The following is a 13016-nucleotide window of genomic DNA, read 5'->3' on the forward strand; positions in this document are numbered from 1 at the left end:
TTACTAGATTGGATTCACGGATGCGTCAAAAAATAGGTATTGATCAACTAAACCAGCCGATTACTAATGAAGATTTGGAACTCGCCATCACTAATGCGGAAAGTACGCTCGCTTTATTGGACGAGCTTCCTATCAAGTGGCTGGATATGTGTAATGAAAAGCTGTCACTGGCTTCGGAGACACTCGGTTTCTTGTTAAAGCAACGCTTACAAGTACATAAAAGGGGATACCCAAGCGTTAAACTGGAGTATTTAGCGCTGGCTGAGCGTCAGATTGAAGACCTAAAAAATGTTTATTGGTCTTTCTATCGATTGGCTCCGGGATTGATTCATCAATTAAAGCAGAGCGAACCAACCATTTATGCTTGGCTCATGTTGAATTCTGAGATTGGACAAGAGCAAGAAAACCTACTTTGTGGTTTATCGATACTTGATGATTTGGATTACCAAACCGCAAAATTGCTAGTTGTTCAGTCATCATTATCAGGTACCGACTCTGTGGTAATCGAAATGGTTGAAGGTGGTTGTAAACTGCCCGTGCTTTACTTGGAGTGCCTACAGTTACGCCAAACTGTCACAGTTGGTCTGCTAAAACGTTGGCTTAAAGACAAGCGGTTTTCTGAGCATAAAACACATTTATTTTTATCGTTACAAAACGATGCAGAAAGCGTTGTCTGGTTAGCTGAAAACTCAAATGGCAGTCAGAACCTGTTTGAGCGATTACTTACGAAAGAGGATAGAGGGACATGGTTTCGTCAGGAATTTGGTACCTCAATCGATAGTGTATCTGATCCCGAAGTGGTCACTTTTGCCAAACTTTTGGAGCTCAAAGAGTTTGAGAGCTTTAATCTGAGTAGTGTACAGGCTCCGTTCGATTTTGTATTACACGGTCTGAATGAACATGTTCCGAAAATAGTTGAATTAGTATCAAGCCTTGACGAGTTCGAAGGTGAGGATTGGATCCAAGCGCTTTACATTGTCTATGGGAAACGTTTACCAGTGACACCAAAAAATTTGGGGATAGACTTTGAGTGGCACGAAATACTCGAAAAGCTAAAAGAATGGGTCGAAATTGGCGCCTACAGACAAGCGTCACCGGGTCGATTGGGACAAACTTTGACTCTAGAAACCAGTATCCAAGCCATGTTCGATACTCAAGTCAGTGCTGCTTTTAGGGTTTGGATTTGGCGTCAGGTTTGCCTCCATACTCGCTCATACATCCCTTGGGATATGGCTATGCCAGTTCATCAACAAGAGTGGAATATCACGCGACTAACCCAGAATTCAACAGCCTCAGAAAGGTTTAATCTAAGGAATAATAATGCAGTTGTGGGATATTGAGAACCATCCAGAACTTTCAATCAAAGGCCGTTTTCAACGGGATCATAATGGCAATGAGGTGTGGATTGTCGTTGGAAAACGTTCATGGCAACTCGTAGGTTCTGTTTGGAAGGAGCAAGAAGAGGCAGAGATCTATGACGATCCTGTCTACCTGGGTGAAGCAGGGCTTTCCGCGATGAAAGCTGACCAAGAGTTCTCAGTTGTTAAAACCAACACAGATGTACTGATTTTCGGTAAGGCCCGAAGCTACGCGAAAAAGGCAGTTACGTACCATGAGTGTCGGCTTTTGATTGATGGCCATATCGACAAAACCATATCGGTACTTGGTGATAGGCAATGGATTGAGCACGGAGGTAGCGTAACGCTAAGTAAACCACTCCCATTTGTGGAAAAAGAGATGGACTTCTCCTGTGCTATCGGAGGCGATTTAAGAAACCGGCTCGGCGGAGGTATTGCTGATACTAAAGGGGAACTATTGAAACAGAAGGTTCCTTCGGTTTTTTATCCTACGGAAGATTGGAGTGCGACACCCAAGAATACACGGGTTGCTGGATTTGGCCCGTTAGCCCCATTTTTCGGGGCTCGTCAGCGATACGCTGGCACTTTTGATGACGATTGGCTAGAGAATAGGAAACCTCTTTATCCCGTAGACTTTGACCAGCGTTTTTATCAGAGTGCGCCACTAGACCAACAATGCAAAGGCTTCATATCTGGCGGTGAACGATTGATGATGAGTGGCTTTTGCCATAATGATGCACTCTCTTTCCGTTTCCCCAAAGAGATGTATGTAGCAGAAGCTCAATTTAAAAATGCCAACTATCAAGTAGATATGCCTATTTCTACGGTTTTCATTGATACAGAGGCTCGCATACTTTCAATCAGTTACAGCGCTGCCTTTCCATGTCAAGGCGAGGAGCATCTTTTAGTGTCAACGAAGATCCATAAAAAACAGGAGTTGTCGGATAATGAATAACAATTCAGCACGATTCGTTATTGGTATGGAAGCCATGACACCAACGGGCATGAATCTTGATATTGCCACAACAGTTGCCAAAGCGGATTTGGGAAGGTTCGATCAGCAAGTGGCCGGTGATGGGATAGAAAGATTCACGTACGCTAGTATTGAATACATTTCCAGTACATCATTGTTTGACAAGTGTTCGGTGCTTATTGAGAGCTTGATCGACTCTCTTTTAAAGCAGTTACCTACATCATTAAAGCCTATTCCGTTACTCGTCAATGTACCGGGCTCTATTTCTGCTGTGGAGATGAGTCAGTGGTTAAGTGAATGTAAGCATTGTGATTCAATATCACGTTATGAAGTGGTTCAACAAAGTGGACCATCATACTTGACCACATCATTGGCTAAGTTGAACCAATTCGATGCAATAATGAGTATCTCAGTAGATTCACTTGTTGATGATCTCAGTGACTTAATCGAAGCTGGAGATGTCATGAGTTCAACTAATCCATGGGGCATAATACCGAGTGAGGGCGGGGCGGGTTTACTGTTATGTCGGAATAACTTGGTGCAAACGTTAAAGCTTAAACCCAAAGCAAAGTTAGGTTATTTCGAAGTAGAACCTGCAAATACAACGCGAAGGTCAGTAATGAAGCTCGTCAGGAATGCGAGTCGCAATATCAAGAGTTTTGGGCCTGTATTCTCTGATATGACTAATCTGAGGTCTCATACTGAAGATTATGGGTTCGCGTTAGGTGCACGCGCCGAATGTTTTGATAACCCACAGCAGCCCACTTTAATTAATGATTTATGGGGTACATTGGGTAGTTGTTCTGCATTGGCATTAATGGCCTGCACTATCCAAGAGGTAACGCATAATAGCCCTGTAACCCTGTTAATGTTTGATGTTAAAGGAGAAAGGGCGTTGCTCCAACTCACTTGTATGAAACAGACCTGACTGCATAGCCGTGATACGAAACGCTTATATTATAATCATTATCACACGACAATTATCTGAAAGGCGATTCAGTAGACAAAGTTAGTCTTAGCGTTTATTTAGATCCACCTTATTCATCAAGCCGCTTTAGTTGCTGCACCGCTCTATTTCTAAATTTGTAACACCTTGATGAAACTGATGTGTATTTTTATCATCGTAATTAAGTATAGCGTTGTACATTCCAATGACGAACTCAAGCTTAGGAGCGGGGCTTGATGGTTTTATGATAAGTGAGCAGTATTTTAGTGCTTTACCATACTCACTTGATATCGAACTATTCCTAATTCCTATTTGGTGAATCCACTTCCCAAACACCTATTCCAATTATAGAGATAATCAATATTATTTCTGAACATTACTCAGATAAACGAACAATTCGTTTTTATTAGAATGAACTAAAAATGTGACTCAGTTAACAATGTATGTTTAGTTCGTTATTTACGTGGATAAGTACCCTAATTTTTAGCCAAAAATAGTTAGTTAAAGCGTTTGTCGTAATGTTCGGTTGTTTAGTAATAATAACTGAATTAATAGTCTTACCGATGGTTTTAAATACTGCTATTGAAAAGGGTATTGGACAGTAATTATTATCTAGCATTAATTTATTTCGTTTGATAAAGAGTTTAGCGTGCCAGAAAAGCAAGGGACAGCCAAAGGTTATCTAGATAAGTTGGTTGTGAAAGCGATCGAAAAGAAAAATCAGCAAGCTCAGAATATGGCTAATAAAAATAAGCCCAAGCTAGAGTATGTGATTTTCTCCCAATTTGACGTGTTAGATACATTACCTTCAAAAAATGGCAAAACGACTGTTTATCACCTGGCCAAGAAAGGGAACCCTGAAAAACAGGTTTGCTGTAAGGTTCTAAATGAAGGTTCATCTGAACTTGCGAATGAATTAATCATTAATGAAGCCAGTCGTCTTGAGATGTCTCAACATCCGAGTGTTGCTGATTTCATTAAAATAGGCAAAGAGTTCGATCGACCATACTTTATGTATCAGTGGATTCAGGGCGAATCTTTGGCTGAAAAAATGGCTCGTCATACTCCTAAAGGTTTTAGGCATGACCATATTGCGTGGCTGATATATCAATTGTCTGGTGCGCTTGAGTTTATGCACACGAGAGGTGTCTGCCATTTAGATATTAAACCTTCAAACATTATTGTTACAGAGTCCGATTATGTAAAGTTGATCGACTTTGGTGCTGCTCGTTATGTTGGTGAATCTAATACTTACGCTGAAGCAAGCATGAGCTATGCGTCTCCTGCGTTTATAAAGTCTGGCGTGGCTCAACCTCAAGATGACGTCTATTCATTGGCGTTATTAACTGGGCATCTATTTCTTGGAGCTGCATTTGGCGATGCTTGGACAACTCAATTACAAGCAAAAAAACGACCAGGTTTAATCCCTAACCATGTATGGAAGTTAATTAAAGATGTTGTCAACAACCCTCGACAGCACAGGTATACAGCGACTTCGTTTGCGCAGCAACTAGCCAAGATCGATACCCAAAAATTTGGTGCTGATGTAAGTGCTCCCTTATTTAGTAGTTTACGGAATGCTGATCTCGTTCTAACCAAACATCGAACTATTGACAGAATTCAAAGTGGTCGGCTTCGATACTTAGAAGCGAGTTTGGTTCTGTGTGTCGTGATTATCACTGGTACATATTTATATAACCAAGGTCAGCCTGAATGGAAATCGATTGTTAAATCGACCAACAGTTCGAGTAGCCTTGTGAGCACTATTAAACCTGCACAAACCGCGTCTTTTTTAGCACAGTCTCCATGGGATATTGAATTCGCGTTACAAGATATGGAAAAAGATGTCGTCTCGACAGCTCCTTACCGAGAAGCTTATGAAGTCCAACAGAGCAAATTAGCTAAGTTGTATAAAAACTATGAATCGGACTTGAATGAATATGAAGGGGCGGTCGATCTACTTCCTAAAACTCTGATGTCGATCCGGCATGATCTCGTTGTTTTGCGAGAAAAACTGAACAGTGACGGCTCTCTATTTCCTTATGCAGATAAAGCGCTGACGGAAACGATGGCAAGTCTGAATAAGGCGACCATCAATTCACAAAATATTGCCGCCTTTGGTGGGAATCAAGAACAGCGTTTAGTCGAACTCATCTTAGATGGGAAATCAGATGTTGCAGACAGTGATATTGAAACTGCTTGGAAAGTAAACCAGTCAAGAGCCTATTTTTATAGTCATGTATTACCACGCAAAGTGCTCAGCGGAATAGATGCCTCGATAGAGAAAAATGCAAAGCAGCATTATTACACCAAAGCAATTCTTGAGGCAGAAGCTGCGCAATCATTTTTTGGTAACACGCCAAAATTGAAAGCTAAAGTAAGAGCTCTAAAAGTAGCAAGAAGCGAATTTATTTTGTTCAGTACTGTAACTGAACAATCAGTATTTGGTCGACAGAAACTTCACGACTCGTTAGCTGATCTAGAGACTAATGCCCCTAAGAAATTCAGCGAAATAACGGAAATTCTTAATAGCATGGCAAGTGATTCTATAGACAAAAGTCATCAACTATCTAAACCAGCGCGAGGTGCTATAGCAATCGAGCGAGCAATTAGAAATTACAATTCTGAAAGCAGAGGTTAACTTGAGTCTGATCGATACTGAAACGCTATTAGCACCAATATCTGAACACTCACCAACTGGTGAGGATGCTAGGTACGAGTTTTGCTATGAAATGATGGAAGCCGAAGTGAAAAAATTTGGTTCATTATTTGGTGAGACTGTTGACTGGCATATAGTAAAAGTCCATTCGATTGAAGTGCTAAGTCAGCATAGTAAGGATCTTAAAGCGCTTTGTTATCTGATCCGTTCTTTGGTAGAGGACAAAGGCGAGATAGGGCTTGAGGAAGGATTATCTTTGCTCAATGACTCAATCAGTCGTTTTGGTCATGAGTTATACCCTAAACGTAAAAGAGGTAGAGATGGGGCTGTTGAGTGGCTCAATCATCAATTCAAACTCGTCGCGACTAAATTGTCTGCAGAATCCCTTGACTGGGAAGTTCTATCTCGATGTATCACACTAACTGAAGGTATCCAGCGTCAGTTTGACGAGATATTTCAAGACTCTGATGTAGACTTTTTCGAATTAAAAAGTCATTTGAATCAACTAATGCAGAACGCATCTTTAAATGAAGAAACGTTGGTTGAACACAGTTTGGCTGATTCCGAACCGCTCATTGATGTTGTTGCACTGTCCGAGAAAGCGATCGTTCCACAAAGCCACGAAGCTGACAGTCCGAAGACGCACACCACGCCTAATCAGAAACGAAGTAAACCTCGAGAGCACAGCACTGTAGACGTTGACACAGATTTTTCATCTCCGGCTGCATCAAAGCGTACGTTAAAAAAAGTGTCTGAGATCATGGTGCATTCAAATCCGACTGAACCTTTAGGATATCGGATTTACCGTCACCTGACATGGGCCGACGTTGATGGTTTACCTGATCACAAAGACAATCTAACGCCTCTTAGCCTCGCTGTGTCATCAGACCAGCAGGCGGAATATCGAGATAAAGCAAATCAAGAAAGTGATATCGATACGATCAAGCGTTTAGAGCGAACACTTACTGATGCGCCATTTTGGCTGACTGGGCATTATTTCGTTTATTCAATGTTAGACAATCTTGGGTATGACGAAGCTGCGTTGGCTGTAAAGCAAGAAACAAAGAGATTTGTCGATTCTTTTGAGGGAATTGAGAACCTCTCTTTCAAAAATTCTATTCCATTTGCGGATGAAGCAACGATTACTTGGTTGTCTACAGGTAACGCTTGTCCTTCGGGTAAGTCGTCAATAATTCAAACTATTGTTGTAGCTGAAGATGATCTATCTGAGATGGAGGATATTGCCCTAGGTGACTTGGGTAAATATGTGGCTGAACTGTCAAACAAACTCGAGTTGGATAACTCCGGTCGTGGACAATTCATGTTGCACTTAAAGTTAGTGAAAGCCTACCAAAGTGTTGGTTTATACCCTTTGTGCTTGCCTTACTTGGAACAAAGTTGGGCGGTGGCTAAGGAACTAAATCTATCAATTTGGGAACCCCATTTGTTTTTTTCTTTAGAAAATCTAATTCAAAAAACTCTAAAGGAACTATATCGAACTAAGGATTTTTTACCTGTGAGATATAGCGAATGGGAAACAATTTATGACCAGCAATAAACTAGAAAGGACTAATTATGTCACGTGATGGCTCGGTGGCTCCGAAAGAGCGAATTAATATACGTTATGTTCCAGCAACAGGCGATGCGTCTGATGATGTTGAACTGCCCCTAAGTATGATGGTTGTCGGTGACTTCACTGCTCGTGCAGATGAAACTCCGATCGAAGAGCGTAATCCGATTAATATCGATAAAGATAACTTTAACGAAGTATTAGAAGGTTACGCACCGAATATCAAAGCAAATGTTGAAAACCGTCTTTCTGATGAAGAAGGTGCGCAAATTGGCGTTGATATTACATTCAAAAATATGAAGGACTTTACTCCAGAGTCGATTGCGAAGAGCGTTCCTGAGCTGAATGGTTTACTAGAACTTCGTGAAGCCTTGGTTGCATTGAAAGGCCCTCTAGGGAATGTACCTGCTTTCCGTAAGAAGATTGCAGCAGTTCTTCAAGATGAAGAAGCAAGAAAGAAACTTTTGGATGAACTAAGCATTGGTGCAGACCAAGGCGAAAAAGCAGAGTAAGGAAGATCATGTCGGCAGAAGCACAAGCACCAGAACAAGAAGCAGCTCTAGTTGAGTCAGGCTCTCTTCTGGATAGCATTTTAAATGAGACTCGCATTAAACCTAGTGATGAGGGTTTTGACGTTGCAAAGCGTGGCGTTGAAGCATTCATTGGTGAGTTATTAAGCAGCTCAACAGTAGAAAAAGTAGACCAGTCTTTAGTTGATTTGATGATCTCTGAGATTGATCAAAAGTTGTCTAAACAGGTTGATGCAATTCTTCACAACGAAGAAGTTCAAGCGATTGAATCAACATGGCGTGGTCTTAAATATCTTGTTGATCACACGGACTTCCGTGAAAACATTCAAATCGAACTTATTTCGGCTAAGAAAGACGAAGTTCTGGATGATTTTGAAGATGCTCCTGAAGTAGTGAAATCAGGTTTATATAAGCAGATTTATACTCGTGAATACGGTCAATTTGGTGGTAAGCCTGTAGGTGCCGTTATTTGTGATTACCAACTATCTGCGTCTTCGCCTGATATTAAACTAATGGAATATATGGGTAATGTAGGTGCTATGTCTCATGCACCATTTATTACTTCTGCATCTTCTCAATTCTTTGGTTTAGATTCTTATGAAGAATTACCAAACTTAAAAGACTTAAAGTCGGTATTTGAAGGTCCTCAGTATACTAAGTGGCGCGGATTCCGTGAGCACGAAGACGCACGTTATGTTGGGCTGTGTACATCACGTTTTATGCTGCGTACGCCATACTCAGTTGAAGACAACCCAATTAAGGCGTTTGACTACGATGAAATGGTTACGGACAGCCATGACAATTACCTTTGGGGTAACTCAGCTTATGCTATGGCTTCAAAGATCAGTGAGTCGTTTGCAAAATATCGCTGGTGTCCAAACATTATTGGCCCGCAAAGTGGTGGTGCGGTAACCGATTTACCGGTTTATAACTTTGAAGCGATGGGTCAGATCGAAACTAAGATCCCAACCGAAATTCTGGTTTCTGACCGCCGTGAGTATGAACTTGCAGAAGAAGGCTTTATGGCTTTAACAATGCGTAAAGGTTCTGATAACGCAGCGTTCTTCTCGGCAAACTCAGTTCAAAAACCAAAAGTGTTTGCGAATACACCTGAAGGCAAGCAAGCTGAGATGAACTACAAGTTGGGTACTCAGCTACCTTACATGTTCATTATTAACCGCTTAGCTCATTACATTAAAGTACTTCAACGTGAGCAAATTGGTTCTTGGAAAGAGCGTACCGATTTGGAAGTTGAGCTAAATAAATGGATCCGTCAATACGTATCTGACCAAGAGAACCCGCCAGCAGAAGTTCGTGGTCGTCGACCGTTACGAGCGGCTAAAGTCGAAGTGTCTGACGTTGAGGGTGACCCAGGTTGGTATAAAGTATCGATGTCTGTTCGTCCTCACTTCAAGTACATGGGCGCGAGCTTTGACTTATCTTTGGTTGGTAAGCTAGACCAATAATAAGTTTGGAAATAAATAAGCGGCCAGGTTTACTGGCTGCTTTTTTTCTTAGAGTGTTATATGGAAAAAGGTTACCGATTATTAGAACGAATTGAACTTGGTGAGCCGAAAAATTGTTATGAAAAAGTGGTTTCACATAGGCATTTAATTGAATCCATTCATCTGCACCTTGCTGATTTGCTTAATACTCATGCGGGTAATTCAATGATCGATCGGGAATATGGCTTACCTGATTTCAATGATGTTCTATCGAACAACACCAATTTAGTTCGTCACATCCAAAAGAACATCACTTCCACAATAGAAAGCTTCGAACCTCGGCTACGAAGTGTTGAAGTACATTACCGAGAAAATCACAACAACCCTCTTCAATTAGGCTTTGGCATATGCGGAGAAGTCTTACACAACGGTGGAAAAGTTCCGATGTCTATCGATGTCTATATGGGAACTGACGGCCAATTTAACGTTTAGTAGGTGCCCATTGAGTAACAGTAAATACTTTCAAGATGAACTCACATATCTACGAGAATCCGGCAGCGAATTTGCCAAGTACAATCCAAAACTGACCAACTTTTTGTCTGAAGGAACATTCGATCCTGATGTAGAACGTCTTCTTGAAGGTTTTGCGTTTCTTACTGGCCGTATTAGAGAAAAGATTGATGATGAACTCCCAGAGCTCACTCAGTCGTTAATGACGCTGTTGTGGCCACATTACATGCGCTCGATTCCTTCGTTATGCATTAGCGAACTAACGCCACACTCGGGAAGTGTCACTGAAAAAACAGTGGTAAAGCGCGGGGCTGAGATGGCTAGTGAACAAGTGGAAGGTACGCAATGTTTATTCAGAACCTGCTATGACGTAGAGCTTTTCCCCTTAAAAATCACAAGCATTGACCAAAGCAACAGTCGAACAAGCTCATCTGTTGATGTGACACTTGCGACTGAACATGGGCTAGAGTTATCTCGTATCGGGTTAGATAAATTAAGGTTTCATTTACATGGTGAGATCCATATAACTAGAATTCTTTTCTTATGGATATTTAGATACTTAGACTACGTCGAGTTAGACGTGGGCGGTGGGTATAAACGTAAACTTGGACCTGAATTTGTTAAACCGGTTGGGTACCAAGACGACGAAGCGATACTGCCATATAGCGACAATTCATTTGCAGGTTATCGTTTGTTGCAAGAATATTTTTCTTTACCAGACAAATTTATGTTTTTTGATATTACGGGTCTCGATTGGCTAAAAGGGATACCACAAAGAAGTACCGTGAACCTTAAATTCCATTTTAAGAGAGCATTACCTGCCGAAGTTGTCCTGAAAGATAAGCACTTAAGGTTACATTGCACGCCAGCTGTGAACCTATTCGAAAAAGATGGTGATCCAATTCGGCTTGAACATCGCCGAAATGAGTATAAAGTTCGGCCACAGAGTGACAACCAGGATCACTACGAAGTTTATTCAATAAACCAAGTAGAAAGTTGGAGCAAAAATGAAAGGCGACGAAAATCTCTTATTGAATTTGAGTCCTTTGAACACCAAATAAATCAAAGAGATAAACGTGATTTCTACAAGTCAAAAGTTTCAGAGCGAGTGAGTGGAAGAGGGCTTGAGCGTTATATATCTTTTCATACCCACAATGGGGATATTGCAGACCTAGGAACCGAAACGGTTTTGATGAAGTTATTGTGCAGTAATGCAGATTTGTCTGAAAGATTGTCTGTAGGAGACATCATATATACCACACATAAATCTCCAACTTACGCCACGTTTAGTAATATTACTAAACCTACGCAATCTGTTAGCCCGCAAGTGAATGGCGAACTCCAATGGCAACTGATTGCTAATATGTCATTGAATTATCTATCGCTCTCTAATATTGATGTACTCAAGGTTTTACTGTCTACATATGACTTCCATTCTAGAGTGGATAGGCAGGCTCATAGGGCTTCGTTGCACAGGCTTGACGGCATTATCTCATCAGAAATGAAACCTATCGATAGAGTGTTTAGAGGGGTATCCGTTCGTGGTAATCAATTTAAGCTTAAGATGAACTCTAGTTTTTTTGTCAATGAAGGGGACATGTTTTTGATGGCAAATGTATTGAATGAGTTCATACGCTTATATTCAAGTGTTAACTCATTTACAGAGTTAGAAGTCTACGATGAACGCAGTGGCGAAAGCTACCAATGGGCAAGTTTAACTGGACAGCAAACAATCTTATGATTGATGAATTATCAGAAAAAATAAACGAATTTAGCTTTTTTCAAGCAGTTTTGTTGTTAGAGAAGCACTACCAACTATTACCGGGCAGTGATTTTGTAGCGGTTGGTGAAAACAAATATTTTTATCAAGAGAGAATTGCGTTTAGTGTCTCACCAAACCTCTGTTTCCCCAAAAGTGATATGGAATTCATCAGTCATATGGAAAGGTCTGGTGAGCACTATTCGAGAATTGAAACTAACTTTTTAGGATTACACGGTTCAAGTTCACCTTTGCCCGCGAACTATACAGAAAAATTAGTAGGTAGAGATGATGATGATAATCCAGTTAGAGACTTCTTTGATTTCTTTCATAATAGATATACCAGTTTAATCTATCGTGTTTGGAAAAAGTACCGTTATCATGTTCAGTATCAAAGCGATGCAACAGATGACTTTTCTGGGCGTATGCTGCACCTAGCAGGGTTGTCTAATGTTATTCAAGAGTCTGATACGATCGGGCTTGATCGTGCAAAGATTTTGTCTTACGTCAATCAGCTATCTACCAGGACACGCTCTCCGAAACTGATTTCTGGCATTGTTGCGCACTATTTTTCATTACCAAGTGTTCGAATCGAAGAGTGGGTCTTTCGAAGAGTAAAAATTGCCGAATGCCAAAGGAATCAATTAAATAGAACGAATTGTATTTTGGGTTCAAATTTACATTTAGGTAAGAGCATCCCAGATCTAAACGGTAAGTTTAATCTTTGTATTGATAACATTGATTTCGAGACGTTCCGAAAGTTCTCCTATGGAGGAGATTTCCATAAAACTTTAGTGGGGTTGATGCGTTTTATTCTTCGTGACCCCATGTCTTGGGATTTAAAGCTAACCGTTGATTTAGACTCAGTTCCAAAGAACCAACTCGGTCAAGGTGATGGGACGAGTTTGGGGCAAACTTTTTGGTTGGGTCAAGCAGGTACGAAAGATGCGAAGATTAGAGTAATTGGAGGCATTTAAAAAAGCCGCTCATAAGAGCGGCTTTATTTTTAACGACTGATTGGCTGGTGTAGCACTACTGTTGTATTGAGAGAGCGAATGCCATTGAAAGACTCTATCTCATTACATAAATGGTGTATTGATTGCAGATCAGGAGCTTCAATCAAAGAAATAATGTCGTAGGTACCCCCAACAATGCTTGTAAGTCTGACTTCAGGTAGTTCTTTTAATGCATTACTTACATCATTTTTCTTACCTTTTTCACAAGAAATTAGCAAATAACTTGCCGCTTTTCTCCCGTCATTTTCTA

General features: G+C 40.8%; 11 protein-coding genes. 10 read left to right on the plus strand and 1 reads right to left on the minus strand.

The genetic code is table 11. The features are described 5' to 3' along the window. Positions 1–20: 20 nt before the first annotated feature. From AB4323_RS16730 to tssG, 10 genes are all read left to right on the plus strand, one after another. Positions 21–1340 (plus strand): hypothetical protein, encoded by a 1320-nt coding sequence (locus AB4323_RS16730; RefSeq protein ID WP_372152927.1) that lies wholly within the window; start codon positions 21–23, stop codon positions 1338–1340. Beyond that, positions 1321–2313 carry a DUF2169 domain-containing protein gene (locus AB4323_RS16735; RefSeq protein ID WP_372058373.1) on the plus strand — a complete coding sequence of 331 codons (993 nt, stop codon included), beginning with the start codon at positions 1321–1323 and terminating at the stop codon, positions 2311–2313. Before AB4323_RS16730 ends, AB4323_RS16735 begins: the two co-directional genes overlap by 20 nt. Next, on the plus strand, positions 2306–3259 hold the full coding sequence (locus tag AB4323_RS16740) for a hypothetical protein (protein ID WP_102361670.1): 954 nt from the start codon (positions 2306–2308) through the stop codon (positions 3257–3259). The genes AB4323_RS16735 and AB4323_RS16740 overlap by 8 nt, the downstream gene beginning before the upstream one ends. Positions 3260–3926: 667 nt before the next feature. Beyond that, entirely contained in the window at positions 3927–5918 is a 1992-nt protein-coding gene (locus tag AB4323_RS16745; RefSeq protein WP_371722020.1) for a serine/threonine protein kinase, read from the plus strand. A gap of 1 nt (position 5919) precedes the next feature. Then, complete coding sequence (gene tssA / locus AB4323_RS16750) at positions 5920–7494, plus strand: type VI secretion system protein TssA (protein WP_029235906.1); 1575 nt, start codon at positions 5920–5922, stop codon at positions 7492–7494. A 17-nt stretch (positions 7495–7511) separates the two neighbouring features. Continuing rightward, complete coding sequence (gene tssB / locus AB4323_RS16755) at positions 7512–8018, plus strand: type VI secretion system contractile sheath small subunit (RefSeq protein WP_017064520.1); 507 nt, start codon at positions 7512–7514, stop codon at positions 8016–8018. An 8-nt stretch (positions 8019–8026) separates the two neighbouring features. Then, positions 8027–9502 (plus strand): type VI secretion system contractile sheath large subunit, encoded by a 1476-nt coding sequence (tssC, locus tag AB4323_RS16760; protein WP_017067544.1) that lies wholly within the window; start codon positions 8027–8029, stop codon positions 9500–9502. A gap of 60 nt (positions 9503–9562) precedes the next feature. Then, on the plus strand, positions 9563–9973 hold the full coding sequence (tssE, locus tag AB4323_RS16765; protein WP_017064522.1) for a type VI secretion system baseplate subunit TssE: 411 nt from the start codon (positions 9563–9565) through the stop codon (positions 9971–9973). 10 nt (positions 9974–9983) lie between these two features. Further along, positions 9984–11732 (plus strand): type VI secretion system baseplate subunit TssF, encoded by a 1749-nt coding sequence (tssF, locus tag AB4323_RS16770; protein ID WP_017064523.1) that lies wholly within the window; start codon positions 9984–9986, stop codon positions 11730–11732. Beyond that, positions 11729–12727: a type VI secretion system baseplate subunit TssG gene (tssG, locus tag AB4323_RS16775; protein ID WP_029235222.1), complete on the plus strand. Its 999-nt coding sequence runs from the start codon at positions 11729–11731 to the stop codon at positions 12725–12727. The genes tssF and tssG overlap by 4 nt, the downstream gene beginning before the upstream one ends. Positions 12728–12756: 29 nt before the next feature. Here the strand turns inward: tssG and AB4323_RS16780 are convergent. Next, positions 12757–13016: Lrp/AsnC ligand binding domain-containing protein (locus tag AB4323_RS16780; RefSeq protein ID WP_372152928.1), on the minus strand; the 260-nt coding region annotated here is incomplete at its 5' end.

Source organism: Vibrio sp. 10N.261.52.C11 (assembly GCF_041471405.1).
GTDB classification, from domain to species: Bacteria; Pseudomonadota; Gammaproteobacteria; order Enterobacterales; family Vibrionaceae; genus Vibrio; species Vibrio crassostreae_C.

Bases quoted from the DNA above. Each gene is read 5' to 3' on its own strand.
- tssE (WP_017064522.1), top strand. From the start codon at position 9,563: ATGGAAAAAGGTTACCGATTATTAGAACGAATTGAACTTGGTGAGCCG.
- tssB (WP_017064520.1), top strand. From the start codon at position 7,512: ATGTCACGTGATGGCTCGGTGGCTCCGAAAGAGCGAATTAATATACGT.
- AB4323_RS16730 (WP_372152927.1), top strand. From the start codon at position 21: ATGCGTCAAAAAATAGGTATTGATCAACTAAACCAGCCGATTACTAAT.
- AB4323_RS16740 (WP_102361670.1), top strand. From the start codon at position 2,306: ATGAATAACAATTCAGCACGATTCGTTATTGGTATGGAAGCCATGACA.
- tssG (WP_029235222.1), top strand. From the start codon at position 11,729: ATGATTGATGAATTATCAGAAAAAATAAACGAATTTAGCTTTTTTCAA.
- tssC (WP_017067544.1), top strand. From the start codon at position 8,027: ATGTCGGCAGAAGCACAAGCACCAGAACAAGAAGCAGCTCTAGTTGAG.
- AB4323_RS16735 (WP_372058373.1), top strand. From the start codon at position 1,321: ATGCAGTTGTGGGATATTGAGAACCATCCAGAACTTTCAATCAAAGGC.